Source organism: Vibrio sp. UCD-FRSSP16_30, assembly GCF_001676025.1.
Taxonomy (GTDB): Bacteria; Pseudomonadota; Gammaproteobacteria; order Enterobacterales; family Vibrionaceae; genus Vibrio.
In genome coordinates, this window is the sequence record NZ_LZFW01000004.1 from 55170 (window position 1) to 76572 (window position 21403).

General features: G+C 42.5%; 22 protein-coding genes. 14 read left to right on the top strand and 8 right to left on the bottom strand.

The genetic code is table 11. The annotated features are described in order from the left end of the window. Nucleotides 1-3 precede the first annotated feature (3 nt). Nucleotides 4-738 (top strand): RNA methyltransferase, encoded by a 735-nt coding sequence (locus A9260_RS03820; protein WP_068696373.1) that lies wholly within the window; start codon nt 4-6, stop codon nt 736-738. Nucleotides 739-821: 83 nt separating this feature from the next. Here the strand turns inward: A9260_RS03820 and fdxA are convergent, their stop codons facing one another. Continuing rightward, a complete protein-coding gene (gene fdxA, locus A9260_RS03825; RefSeq protein WP_068696375.1) occupies nt 822-1145 on the bottom strand; it encodes a ferredoxin FdxA in 324 nt (107 codons plus the stop codon). A gap of 304 nt (nt 1146-1449) precedes the next feature. On the opposite strand from fdxA, the gene A9260_RS03830 reads away from it, so the two are divergent. The 3 genes from A9260_RS03830 (at nt 1450) to A9260_RS03840 (ending at nt 3962) form a co-directional block, all read left to right on the top strand. Next, complete coding sequence (locus tag A9260_RS03830; RefSeq protein ID WP_068696376.1) at nt 1450-3066, top strand: NAD(P)/FAD-dependent oxidoreductase; 1617 nt, start codon at nt 1450-1452, stop codon at nt 3064-3066. Nucleotides 3067-3202: 136 nt separating this feature from the next. Next, complete coding sequence (locus A9260_RS03835; RefSeq protein WP_068696379.1) at nt 3203-3559, top strand: DUF6516 family protein; 357 nt, start codon at nt 3203-3205, stop codon at nt 3557-3559. A 1-nt stretch (nt 3560) separates the two neighbouring features. Next, entirely contained in the window at nt 3561-3962 is a 402-nt protein-coding gene (locus A9260_RS03840; protein ID WP_068696384.1) for an HVO_A0114 family putative DNA-binding protein, read from the top strand. Between the two features lie 107 nt (nt 3963-4069). Here A9260_RS03840 and A9260_RS03845 read toward each other — a convergent pair whose 3' ends face one another. The 4 genes from A9260_RS03845 to A9260_RS03860 form a co-directional block, all read right to left on the bottom strand. Further along, nucleotides 4070-4519: a YaiI/YqxD family protein gene (locus A9260_RS03845; RefSeq protein ID WP_068696386.1), complete on the bottom strand. Its 450-nt coding sequence runs from the start codon at nt 4517-4519 to the stop codon at nt 4070-4072. Beyond that, on the bottom strand, nt 4516-4797 hold the full coding sequence (locus A9260_RS03850) for a hypothetical protein (RefSeq protein ID WP_068696505.1): 282 nt from the start codon (nt 4795-4797) through the stop codon (nt 4516-4518). The genes A9260_RS03845 and A9260_RS03850 overlap by 4 nt, the downstream gene beginning before the upstream one ends. A gap of 129 nt (nt 4798-4926) precedes the next feature. After that, nucleotides 4927-5223 carry a DUF3301 domain-containing protein gene (locus A9260_RS03855; protein ID WP_068696387.1) on the bottom strand — a complete coding sequence of 99 codons (297 nt, stop codon included), beginning with the start codon at nt 5221-5223 and terminating at the stop codon, nt 4927-4929. Beyond that, nucleotides 5224-6267 carry a DUF3549 family protein gene (locus A9260_RS03860; RefSeq protein WP_068696388.1) on the bottom strand — a complete coding sequence of 348 codons (1044 nt, stop codon included), beginning with the start codon at nt 6265-6267 and terminating at the stop codon, nt 5224-5226. It abuts the gene before it with no gap. Between the two features lie 80 nt (nt 6268-6347). Between A9260_RS03860 and A9260_RS03865 the strand changes: the two genes are divergently transcribed. Beyond that, nucleotides 6348-6665, top strand: coding sequence for a YqcC family protein (locus A9260_RS03865; protein WP_082957052.1), 318 nt, complete (start codon nt 6348-6350; stop codon nt 6663-6665). After that, entirely contained in the window at nt 6666-7397 is a 732-nt protein-coding gene (gene truC / locus A9260_RS03870; RefSeq protein WP_068696391.1) for a tRNA pseudouridine(65) synthase TruC, read from the top strand. A gap of 107 nt (nt 7398-7504) precedes the next feature. Here truC and A9260_RS03875 read toward each other — a convergent pair whose 3' ends face one another. After that, a complete protein-coding gene (locus A9260_RS03875; RefSeq protein ID WP_068696398.1) occupies nt 7505-7888 on the bottom strand; it encodes a DUF3461 family protein in 384 nt (127 codons plus the stop codon). Nucleotides 7889-8025: 137 nt separating this feature from the next. Continuing rightward, nucleotides 8026-10659 (bottom strand): bifunctional uridylyltransferase/uridylyl-removing protein GlnD, encoded by a 2634-nt coding sequence (gene glnD / locus A9260_RS03880; RefSeq protein WP_068696401.1) that lies wholly within the window; start codon nt 10657-10659, stop codon nt 8026-8028. A 184-nt stretch (nt 10660-10843) separates the two neighbouring features. On the opposite strand from glnD, the gene A9260_RS03885 reads away from it, so the two are divergent. Beyond that, nucleotides 10844-13981 (top strand): HD domain-containing phosphohydrolase, encoded by a 3138-nt coding sequence (locus tag A9260_RS03885; RefSeq protein ID WP_068696403.1) that lies wholly within the window; start codon nt 10844-10846, stop codon nt 13979-13981. A gap of 41 nt (nt 13982-14022) precedes the next feature. On the opposite strand, the gene map is transcribed toward A9260_RS03885, so the two are convergent. Beyond that, nucleotides 14023-14901, bottom strand: a complete 879-nt coding sequence (gene map, locus A9260_RS03890) for a type I methionyl aminopeptidase (protein ID WP_068696405.1) — start codon at nt 14899-14901, stop codon at nt 14023-14025. 348 nt (nt 14902-15249) lie between these two features. Here map and rpsB point away from each other — a divergent pair, with 348 nt between their 5' ends. The 7 genes from rpsB (at nt 15250) to ispC (ending at nt 21398) form a co-directional block, all read left to right on the top strand. Further along, nucleotides 15250-15981 (top strand): 30S ribosomal protein S2, encoded by a 732-nt coding sequence (rpsB, locus tag A9260_RS03895; protein ID WP_068696407.1) that lies wholly within the window; start codon nt 15250-15252, stop codon nt 15979-15981. Nucleotides 15982-16112: 131 nt separating this feature from the next. Continuing rightward, nucleotides 16113-16955 carry a translation elongation factor Ts gene (tsf, locus tag A9260_RS03900; protein ID WP_068696409.1) on the top strand — a complete coding sequence of 281 codons (843 nt, stop codon included), beginning with the start codon at nt 16113-16115 and terminating at the stop codon, nt 16953-16955. A gap of 165 nt (nt 16956-17120) precedes the next feature. Then, nucleotides 17121-17852 (top strand): UMP kinase, encoded by a 732-nt coding sequence (gene pyrH, locus A9260_RS03905; RefSeq protein ID WP_068696411.1) that lies wholly within the window; start codon nt 17121-17123, stop codon nt 17850-17852. 57 nt (nt 17853-17909) lie between these two features. Next, nucleotides 17910-18467 carry a ribosome recycling factor gene (gene frr, locus A9260_RS03910; RefSeq protein ID WP_068696413.1) on the top strand — a complete coding sequence of 186 codons (558 nt, stop codon included), beginning with the start codon at nt 17910-17912 and terminating at the stop codon, nt 18465-18467. A gap of 98 nt (nt 18468-18565) precedes the next feature. Next, nucleotides 18566-19321, top strand: a complete 756-nt coding sequence (locus tag A9260_RS03915; protein ID WP_068696418.1) for an isoprenyl transferase — start codon at nt 18566-18568, stop codon at nt 19319-19321. Nucleotides 19322-19331: 10 nt separating this feature from the next. After that, entirely contained in the window at nt 19332-20177 is an 846-nt protein-coding gene (locus A9260_RS03920; protein WP_068696420.1) for a phosphatidate cytidylyltransferase, read from the top strand. 24 nt (nt 20178-20201) lie between these two features. Next, nucleotides 20202-21398: a 1-deoxy-D-xylulose-5-phosphate reductoisomerase gene (gene ispC / locus A9260_RS03925; protein ID WP_068696422.1), complete on the top strand. Its 1197-nt coding sequence runs from the start codon at nt 20202-20204 to the stop codon at nt 21396-21398. Nucleotides 21399-21403 lie beyond the last annotated feature (5 nt).

Below are 21403 nucleotides of genomic sequence, written 5' to 3' on the forward strand. Positions count from 1 at the left end.
ATAATGATTTCTAAAAACCAAATTAAACTTCTTCGCGCCTTGGGACAAAAGAAACAGCGTAAAGCTCACGGCCTGTTTTTGGTGCAAGGTGAAAAGAACGTACTTGAATTAAGTGGCAGCCCGCTAGTGGTTAAAACCGTCTTTGCTACAGCAGAATTCTTGGCAGAAAACAGCGCTACATTAAGCGCTTTTGATTGTGTAGAAGCCTCGCTGGATGAGTTGACTAAAGCCAGCACGCTAGTCAGCAATAATGCGGCGATTGCGGTTGTAGAAATCCCAACAGTTGAAGTGCCAAAAGCGCAAGGCTTGATGATTGCACTGGATGGGGTATCCGATCCGGGTAACCTAGGCACGATTATTCGCGTTGCCGATTGGTATGGCATTAAACATATTATCGCTAGTACTGATTGCGCTGATCCTTACAATCCAAAAACCATCAGTGCCACCATGGGCAGTTTTGGCCGAGTTTGTGTCAGTCAGTTAGATTTACCAAGCTACTTACAGCAAACTGACTTACCAATATATGGCGCATTTTTGGAAGGGGAAAGCACCCATAGTAAGGCGTTTACTGCTGAAGGTATTTTGCTTATGGGCAGTGAATCTCACGGTGTGCGTGAGGCGGCTGCGCAGTATGTGACAGATAAAGTCACCATTCCTGCATTTGGTGGTGCGGAGTCTTTGAATGTTGCCATGGCAACGGGCATCATTTTAGATAATATCCGTCGCCAAAATAGCTAGAGCTGGTGAGTTAGGGCTTGTGAATTAGAGCTTGTGAGTTAGAGAAATAGCGTTAGATAAATTATGAACGCTATTTTCTGATGTTATTTTTCCAGCATATCGAGTTTATTCGGTACACCATTCCACTCATCGGCATCGGGCAGGGCTGGCTTAACTTCTGTGATGTTAGGCCATACTTCCGCTAGGTCTTCGTTTAGCTGAATATAAACCTCTTGATCAGGCGGAAGATCTTCTTCTTGGAAGATAGCTTGAGCGTCACATTCTGGTACGCACAATCCACAGTCAATGCACTCTATAGGGCTTATCACCATAAAGTTAGGCCCTTCATAAAATGCATCCGCAGGGCATACCGCCACACAATCAGTGTATTTACATTTTATACAGTTATCTGTTACGACAAACGCCATGATGATGAACTCTCAGTAGTCAATTTTCCGGTGAGGATGATACGGATACCAGATAAAAATACAATATCGCGATCTAAAATATCCATCTAATCTTAGCTGATAGATCAATTACAACCGATAATTTGCGAGTAAACTAAGCTTCTCTGCGAGGAGTAAATAATTGAGCTCAGATCTTAATTAATATGACAGCCCTGCTAAGTTCACGTAAAATCCTCGCCATTGTGAGCGAGAGTGCCCAATTATTCATCGATTTTAGGTCGATATAATTGCCCACTTGCTATGACACCAACTACGAGACATCAATATGATACGTTTAACCGAAATTAAGCTTCCTTTAGATCACGAAGAAGAAGCGATTCAAGCTGCCATCGTCAAAAAACTGGGTATTACTGCCGAAGACATTCTCTCTTTTAATATCTTTAAACGTGGCTACGATGCTCGTAAAAAATCAAAGATTCTATTGATCTACACGTTGGATGTAGTGGTTGATAATGAAGCGCCATTACTTGAAGCATTTAGCGAAGATCCGCACGTTAAAATGACTCCTGATATGGAATACAAGTTTGTTGCTCAAGCGCCAGAGAACCTAACTGAGCGCCCGGTGGTAATTGGTTTTGGTCCTTGTGGTCTATTTGCCGGTTTAGTTCTAGCTCAAATGGGCTTTAACCCTATTATCGTTGAGCGTGGCAAAGAAGTACGCGAACGCACTAAAGATACTTTTGGTTTTTGGCGCAAGCGTAATCTTAACCCAGAATCTAACGTGCAGTTTGGTGAAGGCGGCGCAGGTACTTTCTCTGATGGCAAGCTATACAGCCAGATAAAAGATCCTAAGCATTACAGCCGTAAAGTGATTAACGAATTTGTTGATGCTGGCGCGCCAGAAGAAATCAAATTTGTCAGCAAGCCACACATTGGTACTTTTAAACTGGTCACCATGATTGAAAAAATGCGCGCAAAAATCATCGAGCTAGGCGGTGAGATTCGCTTTAGTACTCGAGTTGATGATGTGCACATGCAAGATGGACAACTGACTGGCGTCACCCTGTCAAATGGTGAGACTATCAACTCTCGCTATGTGGTACTGGCTGTGGGCCACAGTGCGCGTGATACTTTTGAAATGTTGCATGAGCGCGGCGTGTACATGGAAGCAAAACCGTTTTCTGTTGGTTTCCGTATTGAGCACAAACAATCCATGATTGATGAAGCGCGCTTTGGTAAAAATGCGGGCAACCCAATTCTTGGCGCGGCAGATTACAAATTGGTTCACCACTGTAAAAATGGTCGTACTGTTTATAGCTTCTGTATGTGCCCCGGCGGTACGGTAGTGGCGGCAACGTCTGAAGAAGGCCGCGTTGTGACTAACGGCATGAGCCAATACTCACGCGCAGAGCGTAACGCCAACAGTGCGATTGTAGTGGGCATTTCACCAGAAGAAGATTATCCAGGTGATGCATTAGCCGGTATTCGTTTACAACGTGAATTGGAATCTGGCGCGTATAAACTGGGTGGCGAAACCTACGATGCCCCAGCGCAAAAGATTGGTGATTTCCTAAAAGGTAACGATCCAAGTGCTATCGGTTCAGTTGCGCCATCGTTTACTCCCGGTATCAAACTAACGGATATTTCAAAAGCGCTACCAGACTATGCCATTGAAGCAATTCGTGAAGCAATTCCAGCCTTTGATAAAAAGATCAAAGGCTTTGCCACCGCAGACGGCTTACTAACAGGGGTAGAAACACGCACTTCTTCACCAATTAGCATCAAGCGCGGTAAAGACTATCAAAGCATCAACCTAAAAGGCTTTTACCCAGCAGGTGAAGGCGCAGGTTACGCTGGTGGGATTTTGTCAGCAGGCATCGATGGCATCAAAGCGGCAGAAGCACTGGCAATCGCAATGGTTGCGGATGCCGAAGGGAAATAACGTCCAATTAACTCGATAAAACAAAGGGCTCATTTGAGCCCTTTTTCTATGTAAATTCATTATCAATGACTCATATTTCACACAATTCATATTGGATGTTATACTCTGCTCATAACATTGTTTTGGAGTGATCCCCTTGGATGAGATTGACGTCTTATTGAGTATGCATGGTGAGCAAGTTCATCGGGATGATGGGTATTGGTGGAAAATTGAAGCTTGGGTTGTGCCTCCAACTAAAGAGCGGCCTCATGGTATTCGATATAATCTGACTTTACACAATAAATACAATAAACGTGTGTTTGGGCATGATAATGCTCATGCTGTAAAACCGCCGAAAGGTAAGAAGTTCAGTGGTAAACGTTATGAATACGATCATTTGCATAAATCTGCAGTTGATCAAGGTACACCTTATGAGTTTTCTGATTGCTACGCTTTGCTACAGGACTTCTTTTCGGGTATAGACAAAACTATCATTGCAATTGAGGGTAAATAGTATGAAAGCAAGAATCGGAATTATGTCTGAAAAGCTCATTCGTATGAGATTACTAGCAATTGCTCAAGGTAAATATAAACCTCAGAAGAATGAGGCAAAGGTTTGGTATACATCCATTAATGCTATCTCTCAAATCCTTCGCCCTGAGAATATCGAGTTATTACGTTTGATGGACTCTGAGAGACCTGAGAGCTTAACTCAATTATCAGAGTTAACTGGGCGCGCTAAATCAAACCTTTCAAATACACTGAAGACACTGAGTGAAAAAGGGTTTGTACGCTTAGAGCAAGGGGCAGGTAAAACTATTAAGCCTGTAGCTTTGTTTACAGATTTTGAAATTGTAACCGATTCAGAGCTTGAGCATTACTTACTGCAGCTTTCTGTAGGTCAGTCGGCGGCCTGATTTTCATAGAAAAAAAAGGTAGTAGGATTTTCTTTTTGTATCTGCCTCACAGGCAAAACATGACAATATCTAGGGCTTAGAGATCCGTTAGCCCTAGTCACCTTTCTTTATTTCGGCGCTCGCGCCAATATCTTGTCCAACGCATTAGCAAAGTCGCGTCTGTCGGTTTGAGACAGTGCCGCTGGGCCGCCGGTTTGTACGCCTGATGAGCGCATGGTGTCCATGAAGTCACGTACGTTGAGGCGAGCTTTAATGTTTTCTTTGGTGAAGAGTTCACCGCGACTGCTTAGTGCTTGACCGCCTTTAGTGATGACTTCATCCGCTAGCGGAATATCAGAGGTAATCACTAAGTCATTGGTCTCAATTCGTAGGGCGATTTCATCATCGGCAATATCAAAGCCTTGGCTCACTTGCACAAAACGAATGCTGTTACGTTTTGGCAGTGGAATCGGATGGTTGGCCACAAAAATACATTCAATGCCTGTTCGTTCCGAGGCGCGAACTAGCGTTTCTCTGATGACCTTTGGACAGGCATCCGCATCGACCCAGATCTTCATGATTGTTTGCCTTCTAGTGCTTCGATGCGCAGAGTCAGTTGTGCAATTTTTTGCTCTAAAGCTTCGATTTTTGAATTTGGATTGTCCAAATCAACGGCGACTTCAATTTTTGGAACACGCTTAGTGCTTTTCCAGTTTTTGATAGCGGTTATTAGGGCGGGCATTGGCACTTTGCTGCCAAGGCGACCTTTAACTAGCGCCAATGTTGGCTCTTTGCCTTCACTTTCTAATGATTTGAAAACCTGATTGAGTTCTTCGGTAATTTCTTTAGTGAGCATAGTGTTGATTTCTATTGAATAAGTGGTTGTCATCCTATCGAAATCATTATCGTGAGTACACCTTCATGGTGAGAGTTATCACGATAATGATTGTCTAGGGCTGGATAAGGGAGAGATAAGGAATCTGGATTACATGCGATGAGGCTGAGTATGAAAATGCGTCATCCTCAACCCTTGCATGGTGAGTTCGCCGTGATAACAATCATCGCCTAAGGCGGAGAACTCAAAGGCAAACACCGTGTGCAATCCCCATTTTCCGTTAGGATGGCGAATTTTGTGCGAACCTGATGAGATACTCACTACCTGTAAGTCCAATTGTTTGCAATGACGTTGAATGGCCATTTTAGCAAATTCAGCTTGTCTTCTATGTTGCCAAAATAGCGTAAGAAATATGGCGAGCCCAAGTATGGCAAGCAGATGTTCCATCTAGCTTTGTCCCTTAGTATTTTGTTGTAAGTTGATCAGTGCGCTAGCTAATTTTTGTGACGGCGCTTGATGTAGCATTGGCAATATCACCATGCGTAATTTAGGTTGCATCACAAGGTCTGCAAATAATTGATTGAACAGCTCTTGGTTATTGGTTTCGGCCAATCGAATTAAGAATTGCTCTGCCAGTGCGCTGTCTTGTAGTGGTTGCCAGCAGCGACCAGCAAGCGCAATAAGCACTTCTTGGTGACAGTATTTGCTCTCTGAAAGAATGGCTGTGACTAGAGATTCTAGTTTATTACCTTTATCGCCAGACAGTGCTCTGGTTAATGCTGATAACAGAAATAAATCGCCCTCAGGGTGATTGAGTTGCTCTAGCGCAAGATCGTATAAACGATTAGCTAAAGAGGTGCTGATATCACAGTGCTCTAATGCACCCAGCAGAGCGTATAGCGGCTGAGTAGGCAGTTGCGATAGGCTTTTCTTCACCATTAGTTCATTGTTGGACTCTTTAAGGCGAGCACAAATATCGGTAATGCCTTGTAAGCCTACCGTTTGCCAATTGCTCCAGCCTAAGTTGCCGTTAAAGTAGGTGAGGGCGTGAGCGTAATATTGGCTAGCGGATAGCTCAAGTTCTGCGCTGACTTGGCTGTTAAATACCGCAAGCTTGTCTTCTTTTGGTTTGAAGGTGTATGGGTTGCTGGCGAGCTGTTCTTGAATTTCTTCGCTGAGCTCTTTTTGCAGTCGAGATCCCATTGCTTCAAGGACAAATTTAATAAAGTTACCAATGTCGGTAGCGCTAAGAAGACCGCGCTCATCAAGATCAAACTTTAGAAACCAAATCCAAGGCTGTTTTTGCTCATTCCAGTAAGTGATGGCAAATTGAGCTTGGCGCTGAATAGGGTATGGATAGGCTTGTCTACCCAGTTCAATGCTCTCAAATTCATCATTTGGGATAAGCTCGATGCGACGACCTAAGTCATGCACCTTAAATTGACAGTGACTGTCGTTCAAAATTTGGGTCAGTGTTGAAATGTTTTCCATTTGCCTGCATCTTATTAGCTCATACTCTCCCTATAACATGGTAATCTTGCGCCGAATTTCAAGAGCAAATGAGAAATACCTTGAATACAGATCCCAAACAGATACAAAAATTGCTATTACTGACCCAGCGCGCTCTATATAGAGCCAATTTATGGGAAGAAAATAGCCCATCAATAGATGCGCTTAATAGCACGCAACCTTTTGCGATTGATACGCTGCGCCCAGAACAATGGTTGCAGTGGATTTTTATTCCGAAAATGAATGGGTTGATTAGTGCAAATCAAAGTTTGCCATCAGGGTTTGCTATTGCGCCTTATTTTGAGCAAGCTTGCGCTGATAATATGCTGTGGGATGAGGTGATTGAAGTGCTAAGAAAAATTGATGAGGTGTGTCGTTAAATGCTAGAGATTATTTTTCAAGATGAGTACATAGTAGCGGTCAATAAACCTGCCGGTATGCTGGTGCACCGCTCTTGGCTCGATAAACATGAAACCCAATTTGTCATGCAGACATTGCGCGATCAAATCGGTCAGCATGTGTTCCCTCTGCATCGCTTAGATCGTCCTACTTCTGGCGTGTTGGTGTTTGCTTTATCCAGTGAAGTGGCCTCACAAATGATGCCGATGTTTGCTGAGCATCAGATGCAAAAAACCTATCATGCGATTGTGCGTGGCTGGATTGAAGAAGGGGATAGATTAGATTACGCCCTTAAAGTGGAATACGACAAGATTGCCGATAAATTTGCCAATAAAGACAAAGAAGCGCAAGAGGCGATAACCGATTATAAACCACTGGCTAAAGTGGAAGTACCGTACTCTACAGGGCGCTTTCCTACATCTCGTTACTGCTTAATGGAGTTGCAACCATTAACTGGGCGCAAGCATCAATTACGCCGCCATATGAAGCACCTGCGTCATCCAATTGTTGGGGATACCACCCATGGTGATGGAAAACATAACCGTTTATTCAAAGAGAATCTTGCTAGTGACCGCTTACTTTTGCACGCATCAACTCTGGAATTTGAACATCCATTCACTGGCGTACAGTTAGTGTTACAGGCGCGTTTTGATGAGACTTGGTGTCAGCTCATTGAGCAATTTGAATGGCAATCAGTATTTGAAGAAGAGTAATACCACTAATCGTAGCAAATTTCTGATCATTTAATTACTGTGATTGGGATAAACAAGACCAACAAAAAGCTCATACAGAAGGTATGAGCTTTGAGGATAAAAAGAATTTATTTTAGCTTTTCTAGATCCGCTTCAATTTCAGCAATTTTACTAGACACTACCTTTTCTAAATGACGAAGATCAGACAATATTTTTTGCTTCACATCGACTTCTTTTGCTTTCATCGGTTTTGTTAACGTGTTGAGCTCATCAATCACTAAGGTTAGGTTGCGATTAATCTCTGTCTTATTGCGATACTGACCACTGCCATCATCAATCAATACGCTTTTTATCTGCCTTGGATATTTGAACTTAACACTTTTAGCAAATAGCTCGCCTTTTTGCTTTTTAAAGTAGATTTTTAGAATGTCTTTATGGGCTTCTTGACGCAAAGAATAACGATCAATTTGTGTTGGCTCATTAATCCCTAATCCGGTTAGGTGTGGATACATAGGCACCTCTTGTTCAAATATGCTGAAGATGTTGAATGAAAGGCTAAAATATAGCCTTTCATTGTTAATATTGAATCTAGCAGGGAATCAATTGCTTAGATAGCAAGTTACCTGCCAACTCTGCTCTTATTCACACTTTAATGAGGTGCAAGTTTTTCTAGATTCTCCACCAACTTGTTACGCAGGGTTTGTTGCAGTTCATCATCTAGTTTTTTCCCCTCTGGTGAGGTGATAATAAATAGATCCTCTGCACGCTCCCCAATAGTGGTTATCTTGGCAGCATGTAAGTGCAAATCAAGCTTCGCAAAGGTGGCGCCGACAACCGCGAGCAGTCCTGGTGTATCAAGTGCCACCAGTTCCATTAGAGTTTGGTTGTTGTTTTTAGTGGCGATAAAATCAGTACGAGTATTCACTTTAAAGTGCACAAGATTGCGAGGTGTACGTCTTGGTTTTATCTTAGTAAGACGACCATCTTTAATCACATGTTGTAGCTGTTTAATAATACTTTCATGTCGATATTCATCAAGAGGTTGATTGTGCTGATCTAAAATAATAAATGTATCTAAGATGTATTTATCTCGGCTGATCATCACCTGAGCATCATGCACATTAAAGTTTCGTCTATCTAACTCTGCTACAACACTGGCAAATAACACTGGCTGATCTTTAGTGTACACAAACAGCTCAGATCCTCCTCGGGTTGGTTGAGGGTTAATTAATACCAGTGGTGAGTCTGGATCTTCTTGATTTAAGATAGCTTGTGCGTGCCAAGCTAATTGCTGCGGCGTATGACGCAAGAAGTAATCAGCCTTAAAGCGTTGCCATAACACTTCGATTTCTCTTGGAGTAAAGCCTTGGCTTCTGAGAACGGCAGAGGCTTGCTGTTGGTTGTGCCTAATTCTTTCTCGTACATCAACAGGGTGCTCTAAACCGCGTCTTAATGCCCTTTGGGTTGAGTAGAATAGCTCGGCTAATAGTGAGCGCTTCCAGCTATTCCACAGCTCAGGGTTCGTTGCACAAATGTCGGCAACCGTTAAACAAACTAAAAACTCTAGGTATTCTTCGGTTCTTACTTTTTTGGCAAAATCAGCGATAACATCCGGGTCTTGAATGTCTCGCTTTTGTGCTGTGACAGACATCAACAAGTGATTTCGCACCAACCATGCCACCAATTTTGCTTCCGGTTTTGACAGGTTATGCTCGATACAAAAATCATAAGCTTCACCTTCACCAATGACTGAGTGATCGCCACCGCGGCCCTTTCCTATGTCGTGGAAAATAGCGGCAATGATTAGCAATTCTGGCTTTTGAATTCTAGGTAACACTTCACAACAGATTGGGTGTCGTTCTCGATTGCTAACATCACCAAAGCTATTGATGTGCTTGAGCAGTCGCATACTATGTTCATCAACGGTGTATACATGGAACAGGTCAAATTGCATCTGCCCAACAATATGACTCCATTGTGGTAAGTATGCGGACAAGACGCCCAGTTGATGCATTAAACCAAATGCTTTGGTTAAAGAATTGGGATGCTTCACCAACTGCATAAATTTATCGCGAGCATCAGGAATGGTGTGTAAGAAGCGACTTAGACGACGTCGAGCTGTGCGAAGTTGACGCAATGTTGGCGGCGCAACACCGGTAATGGTTGAGTCATTGGCAATATGAATAAACATATCCAAAATGGTCTCAGGACGAGCTTGAAATAGTGCAGGCTTTCTTGCTTCAATGAGGTGACCTCTACGCTGAAAGTCTTCACTGATAACTTGTGCAGGAACTAGCTTACCTTGATTTAAAATGGCTTGATCAAAGAGCTTGAGCAACATTTTGTTGAGTTCAATAATGCGACGAAGTGTACGGTAGAACTCCTTCATCATGCGCTCAACAGGTTGGTTTCTTTCCCCTGTAAAGCCTAAGTTCTCGGCCACGGTTGCTTGATAGGCAAATGACAATCGGTTGTCATAGCGTTTCAGTTCAATATGCAGCGCAAAACGAATTCGCCATAAAAAATCTTGGCACTCTTGTAGCTCTCGGTATTCAGCGTCGGTTAAAAAACCATGATGACTCATTTCCAGTAGTGAGGTTGCACCAAAGTGACGTCTGGCGACCCAACTGAGCGTATGGATATCTCGTAGTCCACCAGGACTGGATTTGATATCAGGTTCTAGGTTATACCCAGTATCATGGTAGCGAGCGTGTCGCTCTTTTTGTTCTTCTAATTTGGCTTTATAAAAGACTGCGCTAGGCCAGAAATTCTCTGAGCTGATTTCATTTCGTAATATGTGATAGCAGTTTGCACTACCACAAATAAGACGTGATTCTTGAAGATTAGTGGCAACGGTTAAGTCATCTTTGCCGACTTCTAAACACTCACTCACACTGCGCACACTATGACCAACTTCTAATCGAAGATCCCACAGTAAGGTCACAAACTCACTGATTCTAGGCGTCAGCTCTGCTTTGAGAGTGCGTTTAGAGAGTATTAAAATATCAATGTCTGAGAGTGGATGCAGCTCACTACGGCCATATCCTCCTACCGCAACAAGAGATAGTCCTTCCACTTTGTCAAAGTTAAAGTATTGCCATAAACGCTCTAATAGAGAGTCCATAAAATCACTTCGTTGCTGAACGAGATGGTTGACCGAGTGATGTTCGAAAAATGACTGCTTTTGCTGATCACTGAATGTATGCAGTAAGTCTCGCAGAGTTTTGACATCCAGTTGCTCGTCTAAGAGTTGACTGGGAGAGAGGGCATCTAGGTTTGGCACGCACTAAATCCTTTTATGCTGTAGTTCATTACAATTGATATTTCCCTAAATATTAGGTGATAGCAAGCTAAAGATTTCCTTTCTTTCTTCCTCGTTAAATCTTGTTAAGAAAATCAGTATTTTCAAACACTTTGGAAATCTTGTTCTAATCTAATAGAGGTACTCAATCCATCTCTGGGGATGTATGAAAAGGCGTTTTTCAATAAAAGTGACCGTTATCGGTCTCTTTATTCTTATTACTTGTATAACCGCGACTGTCGCGATCAGCTTGCAGTACTATTTTAGTCGCGAGCAAGCACTGCATACCGCGTTAGAAAAGTATCAGAGTGTCTCTTATTCCATGGGAATGGAGGTCCGAGAGCAAGATCAAATTATTACCAATGTGACGAAGTTGCTTGCCGACCTTGGGCGGGGCTTTGAACGATTCGATGATAATAATATTGCGAGAAACACCTTTGCCAATTTAATGAATGATAACCCTATGTTTTATAGCACTTATATTGCTAGGGGAGATGGACATTTTTACCAACTGATCAATCTAGAATCTGTTGACGGGTTACGTGCGAATTTTTCTGCATCTGCCGAAGATCGCTGGGTGCTCGTTGAGATAAAGCAAAACCATGCTAAAAACACTTCATTTTATGATAAAGACTTTAAATTACGCCAAACCATTGCTGAACAGAGTAAATTTAATGCGTTAGAGCGGCCGTGGTTTGTGAAAGCGAAAGAAAGATCGGTATACAAAACAGCTCCTTATTTATTCCATAATGTTCAATTAAACGGACAAACATTCTCATCTCGTATCCACAATTCAAGTTTTGATAGTGTCATCGGCGTTGATGTTGTGATTGCTTCTTTAGCCAAGGAAGTAAAAGAAAATTTAGGCATTGTTAAGACCGAGTTACCGGTACAGTTTTATATTTATGATGAGTCGGGCTCATTGTACGCCTCATCTGAAGAAGATAGGTATTCTGCTCTTCCTCCCATTACGCCAATGGATTTAACCTCACAAGAACAAGCGCTAATTACGGCGACAGGCCCCATTGAAATATCGAGCCAAACCGATTGGCCACCTTTGGATTTTTCAGTATTTGGTAAACCTAGTGGGTATTTTGTCGATCTCGCGCGGATTGTATCGTTAAAAACAGGGGCGGAATTTAAATTTATTAATGGTTTTAGCTGGTTAGAGTTGGTTGATGCCTATAAAAATGGCGCGATCGATATTTTATCTCCGGTAGCCAATAATGCGACAACTCGCTCTTATGGCACATTGAGCACCGCATTGGCTCAATTTGATTTTTCTATTGCCCAGTCTAGTGATAAGGCGATAAAGGGGGGGACGGTTGATCTTAGTCAGTTGCAAGGCAAGCGCCTAGGGATACTTAAAGGCTGGTCAATTATTGAGGAAATCCGCGCTAATTATCCTGATATTCAAATTGTAGAAATTGACAAACTACACTCAGCGTTGAAAGCACTGCACAACAATGAACTCGATGGCGTGATGGATCTGAGCATTATCTTGCAAAGCACGATAGAGCAGCGTTTTATCAAAGGACTCACTTTAAACACGGTTGAATCGAACGATAAATTTGCAGGTGCCAGTTCGTTTCACATGGTGACTAAGAATCTTGATCCCGAACTGGCTAGTATTATCAACCGAGCCATTTCCGAAATATCGCAAAGTGAAATTCAATTTATTAGGGATAAGTGGTTTTCTGGTGATAGTCCGCAAGGCATTGTTCCTTATGAGTTTCTTATTGATGCAACCAGTGACAAGACGTTAAGGGATAAGCTGTCGCAATTTGAAGCCGATGGAGTCAGCTACTTTGGTTTTGTTCAGCAAATTGATTTATATGAACATGGCACTGAGTATTTAGGGATTACCGTGCCTACTGATGAATTGCTTGATGCTGCTTTGAGTAATGTTGCTGCATCGACATTAGGCTCAGCGGCACTATTGGCATTATTGATACCATTATCTCGTTTATTCTCTAATCCTATCATTAAGCCTATTCATGAACTAATTGAACAAACCGTTACCGTGCGCAAGCGTCAATATTTAGAGGTTTCACATGTGCAAACTCGAATTAAAGAGCTGGATGAGCTTTCCAAATCAATCAAAGTAACGGCAGCAGAATTAGCCAGTTATGAAAAGCAGCAGCAAGAGTTTGTCGATTCATTTATTCAGCTTATTGCTCAGGCTATTGATGATAAATCGCCATACACCGCAGGGCATTGTAATCGAGTACCTGATTTGGCCATAATGTTAGCCAAGGAAGCCGAAAATGCCAGTAATGGCAGCTTTGCTACCTTTAAGTTTGCTAATGATATTGAGCGAAGGGAGTTCAAAATTGCCGCTTGGCTGCATGATTGTGGAAAGATCACGACACCGGAACATATTGTCGATAAAGGCTCAAAGCTCGAAGCTAACTATAATCGAATTCATGAAATCCGCACCCGCTTTGAAGTGATGATTCGCGATCAAGTCATCGCTGCCTACAAAAATAATGCGCCGTATTATCGACCTGATGAAGATGCGGTATTGCAGCAAAATATCGATGAGTTAAGACAAGAGTTTGCGCTGGTGGCGCAGGCTAATATCGGTAGTGAAGCTATAGATGAAAGTACGGTTGAGCGCATCCAAGATATCGCCAACAAAACTTGGATACGCTATTTAGATAATCGTCTTGGACTATCGCCAGAAGAAGAGCGTCACCTTATGGCAAGCCAAGCCACATCCTCAACACCTGCGCTAGAGACCTTACTAGCCGATAGACCGGAACACCTTTTGGCCCATCCTAATAAAATTGAGTTTGATCCGCGTTTTGAAATTAAGATGACGGTGCCTGAATATCTGGCTAATCAAGGAGAGGTATACAACCTTTGTATTGGTCGCGGCACGTTAACCGCAGAAGATCGATATAAGATTAATGAGCACATCATTAGCACCATTAAAATGCTAGAAAGCATGCCGTTTCCTGATGAGTTATCAAAGGTGCCACGTTATGCTTCAACGCATCACGAAACAATGAAGGGGACAGGTTATCCAAGGCAACTAAAAGGTGAGGATTTGAGTATTCCAGAGCGCATTATTGCACTAGCGGATGTATTTGAAGCACTAACCGCAGCGGATAGACCTTATAAAAAAGCCAAAACATTGAGTGAATCATTGAAGATCATGCGCTTCATGGTGCTTGATGAGCATCTAGATAAAGAAGTGTATTTGTTATTTTTGCAAACAGGCAGTTATCTGCATTATGCCAAGCAGCATTTAGAGCCAGAGCAAATAGATGAGATTGATATTAAGGATTATTGGGTTTAAAAAAGGTTCTAGGTCTGAGAGGACCTAGAACCTAAAGTTTGCTATTTATTAATCATTAGGCGAGGGATAGATTCTTCCCCGCGAAGCGTTAGCACTTCACAGCCTTGCTTGGTTACAACAATAGTGTGCTCCCATTGCGCTGAGTTTTTGCTATCACCTGTGTATACCGTCCAATCATCGTTGGCATCGATAGTACAACCAAATTTACCAGCGTTAATCATAGGCTCAATGGTAAAACACATGCCTTCTTTTAATACGCGACGATCAAAGTTTTTGTAGTGCACAACTTGCGGTTCTTCATGGAACTCATTGCCAATACCGTGACCACAAAAATCTTTAACAATAGAGAACTTGTTGCGAGGGTTCTTTTTATTGTTGTCTTTGATGTATTTTTCAATCGTGGTACCGATCTCACCAACCGTAGCACCTGGTTTAACTTGCTTTAGTGCTAAGTAAAGCGCTTCTTGAGCAACCATGCATAAACGTTTGTCTGCTGGCGTAACATCGCCAATCAAAAACATTTTTGAGGTATCACCATGGTAGCCTTGTGGGCGAGTACTTAGGTCTGCGTTTTCGTCATCAGGGATAATCACAGTGATATCGATATTTACGATATCGCCATTTTTAAGCACAGCCGGTTTCTTTTGACCGTTGCTACCTACTTCGTCCTCACTTGCAGGAATACCATGACACACAATGTGATTGATAGACGTACAAATAGACTTAGGGAACCCGTGATAATCTAGCGGTGCAGAGTAAGCGCCATTTTCTAGGGTAAACTCATGACAAAGTGTATTTAATTCTTCCGTTGTTACCCCTTCTTTTACATAAGGGGCAATCATTTCTAAAACGCTCGCGGCTAACTTGCCTGCTACGCGCATTTTTTCGATTTCAGCTTCGGTTTTGATTTTTATCGACATGCTGTACTCATTTAACTATTGCTTCAATTCTCTTTATTCTAACAATACTGCGCCTACTCGCAAATGAAAATAAAACTCAGCTAGCGATGACTTACCCCTGATAAATGAAATAAATGTGATATTTCTGGTAATCACAGGTCAAAATATGGTATAAAGCGCGCCGAGATAGATTCCATTTTCTTCCAATTTCATGTTGGGCGAGGTGGTTATTTATGTCACTTACTTAATTTACTTAAATCACACACATTTCGTCACATGTTTCGGGGTGCTTTACTGCTTGTTAATACAAGTAGCGAGAGTCGAGACCATGGGAAGTGTGGAGGCCTAACCCCAATAGAGGATTTTAAAATGGCAACTGTATCAATGCGCGATATGCTTAAAGCTGGTGTTCACTTCGGTCACCAAACTCGTTACTGGAACCCAAAAATGAAGCCATTCATCTTTGGTGCTCGTAACAAAGTACATATCATCAACCTAGAAAAAACTGTTCCTATGTTCAACGAAGCTCTAGCTGAAATTGCTAAAGTTGGCGAGAAAAAAGGTAAAGTTCTTTTTGTTGGTACTAAACGCGCTGCATCTGAAGCTGTAAAAGAAGCTGCTATCGCAAGCAACCAATTCTACGTTAACAACCGCTGGTTAGGTGGTATGTTGACTAACTACAAAACTGTTCGTCAATCAATTAAGCGTCTAAAAGAACTTGAAGCTCAAGCTCAAGATGGCACTTTTGAGAAACTAACTAAGAAAGAAGCTCTAATGCGTACTCGTGAAATGGAGAAGCTAGAGAAATCTCTTGGTGGTATCAAAGATATGGGCGGCCTACCTGACGCTCTATTCGTAATTGATGCAGATCACGAACACATTGCAGTTAAAGAAGCGAACAACCTAGGTATCCCAGTATACGCTGTTGTTGATACTAACTCTGATCCAGACGGTGTTGATTTCATCATCCCTGGTAACGACGACGCAATCCGCGCGGTACAACTTTACCTTAACGCTGCAGCACTAGCTGTAACTGAAGGCCGTAACAAAGACGCAGCTCCTGCTGCTGAAAAAGACGGTTTTGTAGAAGAAGCTGAATAATAGCGGCTCCGAGTGACACTTAGCATAGTAGTTTGTCGGACTACCGACGAATCTATATACTAAGTGCAGTATACATCAGGGGCCCCAATTTAGGCCCCTGAATTTTACCCGAATCAACTGAGGATTAGAGAATGGCTGTAACTGCTGCTCTAGTAAAAGAACTGCGCGACCGTACTGGCGCAGGTATGATGGACTGTAAGAAAGCGCTGACTGCTACAGACGGCGACATCGAACAAGCAATTGAGAACATGCGTAAATCTGGCGCTGCTAAAGCGGCTAAAAAAGCTGGTAACGTAGCAGCTGAAGGCGCAATCATTGTTAAAGATGCAAACGGCGTAGCTGTTCTTCTTGAAGTTAACTGTCAAACTGACTTTGTTGCTAAAGATGCAAGCTTCAACGCTTTTGCTGATGAAGTAGCTGATGCTGCTCTAGCTTCACAAGCTTCTGTTGAAGAACTACAAGCACAATTCGAAGAAGTTCGTATTGCACTAGTAGCTAAAATCGGTGAGAACATCAACATCCGTCGCGTACAATACGTGAAAGGTGCTGCTCTTGCTGCTTACCGTCATGGTACTAAAATCGGTGTTGTTGTTGCTGGTGAAGGCGACGCAGAAACACTTAAGCACGTTGCTATGCACGTTGCTGCTTCTCGTCCAGAGTTCCTTAACCCTTCTGACGTTCCAGCTAATGTAGTTGAGAAAGAAAAAGCGGTTCAAGTTGAAATCGCAATGAACGAAGGCAAACCTGCTGAGATCGCAGAGAAAATGGTTGTTGGCCGTATGAAGAAATTCACGGGCGAAATCTCTCTAACAGGTCAAGCATTTGTTATGGAACCTAAAAAATCTGTTGGTGAAGTTCTTAAAGAGCGTAACGCAACAGTTTCTGATTTCGTTTGCCTAGTTGTAGGTGAAGGTATCGAGAAGAAAGCAGAAATGAGCTTTGCTGACGAAGTAGCAGCGGTTCAAAAAGGTTAATCATTAGCCTTAATGAATATTTAAAAGACCGTGGCTATTGCTACGGTCTTTTTACGATTAAACGTTAAACTTTTAGCAGTCGACAATAACGATTTATAATAGCTAAACTAAGCTGAGTCTTTATTTTCAACTGTTAATCAATGAACTCTTTAGAAGGTATACTTCATGACTACAAATCCTAAACCAGCATATCAGCGTATTTTATTGAAACTGAGTGGTGAGGCCCTACAAGGTTCAGAAGGTTTTGGTATCGACCCAACAATTCTTGAGCGTATGGCTCAGGAAGTCAAAGAGTTGGTTGAACTTGGTGTTGAAGTGGGTGTTGTTATTGGTGGTGGTAACCTTTTCCGCGGTGCAGGTCTTGCAGAAGCGGGTATGAATCGCGTAGTGGGCGATCATATGGGTATGCTAGCAACAGTAATGAATGGCCTTGCAATGCGTGATGCACTTCATCGCGCATATGTAAATGCACGCGTTATGTCTGCAATCCAATTAAAGGGTGTGTGTGATGACTATAACTGGGCGGATGCAATTCGTGAACTTCGCCAAGGCCGTGTAGTGATTTTCTCTGCAGGTACAGGTAATCCATTCTTTACTACAGATTCAGCTGCATGTCTTCGCGGCATCGAAATTGAAGCGGATCTTGTATTAAAAGCGACAAAAGTTGACGGCGTATACAATGCTGACCCTGCAACTAACCCAGACGCTGAACTTTACAGCCAGTTATCGTACAATGAAGTTCTAGATAAAGAACTTAAAGTGATGGATCTAGCCGCATTCACATTGGCTCGTGATCACAACATGCCTATTCGTGTATTTAATATGAACAAGCCAGGCGCACTACGTCGCGTGGTTATGGGTGAAGCTGAAGGTACACTTATCAGCAACGCGGAATAATCGCCCTAGCACAACTTATGATGGTCATTGGACCTTGACAATTTCAAAGGTGAAATCGTGATTAACGAAATCAAGCAAGACGCGCAACAGCGCATGGAAAAAAGCGTTGAAGCGCTAAAGAATACTCTTTCAAAAGTGCGCACAGGTCGTGCACACCCAAGCCTTCTATCTGGTCTATCTGTTGAGTACTACGGTGCACCAACACCTCTAAACCAAGTAGCTAACGTAGTAGCAGAGGACGCACGTACTCTAGCAATTACGGTTTTTGATAGAGAACTAGCGCCTAAAGTTGAAAAAGCAATTCTTCAATCAGATCTAGGTCTTAACCCAATGTCAGCGGGTACGGTTATTCGTGTTCCACTTCCTCCGCTAACAGAAGAACGTCGTAAAGATCTTGTTAAGATCGTTCGTGGCGAAGCAGAAGGCGCACGTGTAGCAGTACGTAACATTCGTCGTGATGCTAACAGCGATTTTAAAGCTCTTCTAAAAGACAAAGAAATCTCTGAAGATGAAGATCGTAAAGCACAAGACGAAATTCAAAAACTGACTGATGTTGCAGTTAAGAACGTTGATGATGTTCTTGCGGCAAAAGAAAAAGAGTTGATGGAAGTTTAGAAAACTGCCGATTGATTGATTCTTAAAACGCTGCACCTACAGTGCAGCGTTTTTTTCTGCTATTATCTCCCACCTGTTAATTATTCCTTATCTTCTCTATGCCAGACACATCAGTAACACCTAGCGCTATTCCCCAGCATATTGCCATCATTATGGATGGAAACGGCCGTTGGGCTAAATCTCATGGCAAGCCACGAGTTTATGGGCATAAAAAAGGTGTGAGTGCCGTTAGAAAAACCATTACTGGTGCGGCAAAACTTGGTGTTAAATCGATTACTTTATTCGCTTTTAGTAGTGAAAACTGGCGTCGCCCAGAAGAGGAAGTCAGTCTTTTAATGGAGCTGTTTTTGACTCTGTTATCAACAGAAATAAAGCGACTGCATAAAAATGATCTTAAACTAAGAATTATTGGCGACAAAAGTGGCTTTAATTCTCGATTGCAGAAAAAGATAGCGGACGCAGAAGCGTTAACGGAAAACAACACCGGTTTAGTCATTAATGTCGCGGCTAATTACGGTGGTAAATGGGATATCACACAGGCAACCCGACGTATTGCCGAAAAAGCAATTCGTGGTGAAATTCAGCCACAAGATATTACCGAACAACTTATTTCACAAGAAGTGTGTTTAGCCGATTTACCTGATGTGGATCTATTGATTCGCACCAGTGGCGAGTCACGCTTGAGTAATTTTTTATTGTGGCAAGTGGCTTACGCAGAATTCTATTTTTGTGATAAACACTGGCCAGACTTTGATGAAGACGGCTTAGCCGAAGCAATCTCTTGGTATATCAATCGAGAACGTCGATTTGGTTGTACCGGAGAACAGATCAAAGCACTTATGGATAACAAATAAGGAAATAGCCTTGAAGCAGCGTATTATAACGGCTTTAATCCTCGGCCCATTAGTTATTTTGGGCGTATTCCAACTTCCGTTTGTTGGCTTTATGCTGATGTTAGGTGCTATCACTTTGATAGGTCTGTGGGAGTGGACTCAGTTTATTGAATCAGGTACTCGTTCAACAAAAATGATTTTGTTGCTAACGGGCTTTCTAACTCTATTCTCTTGTATACCCTCATACACCATATCAAACCCCGAACTAACCAGTAATTTAATGATAGTGATTGCGGTTGGCGCGGTCTGGTGGCTTATCGCAAGTGGCTTAGCCATTACTTACCCTAAAAGTGCTAAGTTGTGGAAAGATTCCGATATATTGAGATTTTTCTTTGGCTTGTTAACTCTGGTTCCTTTCTTTTGGAGCATTGTAGCGCTTCGCTCGGTCAATATAGATATCGACGTTTATTATGGTGCTAAGCTTGTTATGTTCGTCTGTGCATTGGTATGGGCTGCGGATAGCGGTGCTTACTTTGCGGGTCGACACTTTGGTAAACATAAAATGGCACCGCACGTCAGCCCAAACAAAACCATCGAAGGTCTTATTGGCGGCATCATAGTGGCATTATTGGTCGGTTGGGGCGTAGCCACTTGGTTTGAACTTCAGTTCTCGACGCCTTGGTTGATGATATTACTAACATTAGTGACGGTGATTATTTCGGTATTAGGCGATTTAGTCGAAAGTATGTTTAAGCGAGTCGCAGGCATTAAAGATAGTAGCAATATCATTCCTGGACATGGCGGCGTATTAGATCGTGTAGACAGTCTTACAGCGGCATTTCCTGTGTTTACCGTTCTTTATTTCATGTTGCAGTAAACGATACTGAATAGGTCAATTAACATGAAAAATATCAGCATATTAGGTGCAACAGGCTCCATTGGTAGCAGCACCTTAAAAGTGATTGCGCAAAATCCGGAGCAATATCGAGTCTTTGCTTTAGGGGCTGGTAGCAATCATGCTCAAATGTTCACTTTATGTCAGCAATGGCATCCTAAGTACGTTGCTATGGCGGATAAAACCGCTGCTTTGGCGCTACAAAGAGAGCTAGCGGCTGTTGGTAATAAGGCGGAAGTATTAGCCGGTGATGAAGGGCTTTGCCATATTGCAGCTTTACCTGAAGTGGATATGGTTATGGCGGCAATTGTTGGCGCAGCAGGTCTATTGTCGACAATGGCTGCAGTGCAAGCAGGCAAGCGAGTATTGCTCGCCAACAAAGAAGCACTGGTTATGTCCGGTCAGTTATTTGTTGATGCGGTGAAAAAGCACAATGCTGAACTTATGCCTGTTGATAGTGAACACAATGCTATTTTTCAATGTCTTCCTCAATCTATTCAAACCGATCTTGGTCACTGCTCGCTTGCCGATGCTGGCGTACATAAGATTTTATTAACCGGTTCTGGTGGTCCGTTTCGCTACAGTGACATAGACACTCTTAAATCGGTTACACCGGCGCAGGCAATTGCTCATCCGAATTGGTCTATGGGACCAAAAATCTCGGTAGATTCGGCCAGCATGATGAATAAAGGCCTTGAGTATATCGAAGCTCGTTGGCTATTTAATGCCTCAAAAGAGCAGTTGAAAGTGGTTATTCATCCACAATCTGTTATTCATTCAATGGTTCAGTACAGTGACGGTTCAACCCTTGCACAAATGGGTGAGCCTGATATGTGCACACCAATTGCCCTCACGCTTGCTTACCCAAATCGTATAAAAGCGGGAGTGAAACCTTTAGATTTTACCGAATTAGGTGAACTTAGCTTTATTAAGCCTGATTTTGCTCGATATCCATGCTTGGAACTGGCGATTGAAGCTTGTTATAGTGGGCAACATGCCACAACGGCTTTGAATGCTGCTAATGAGGTGGCTGTCGAGGCATTTTTACAACAAAAAATTGCGTTTACGGACATTGCTCGCATAAATAGAATCGTAATGAACAAGGTTTGTGCAACTGAGCAAGCCTATCAATTGGATAGCTTGGAAAGCTTGATTGAGCTAGATAGAATGGTTCGCATTCTCGCTTGTGAACAGTTAAGTTAAGGATA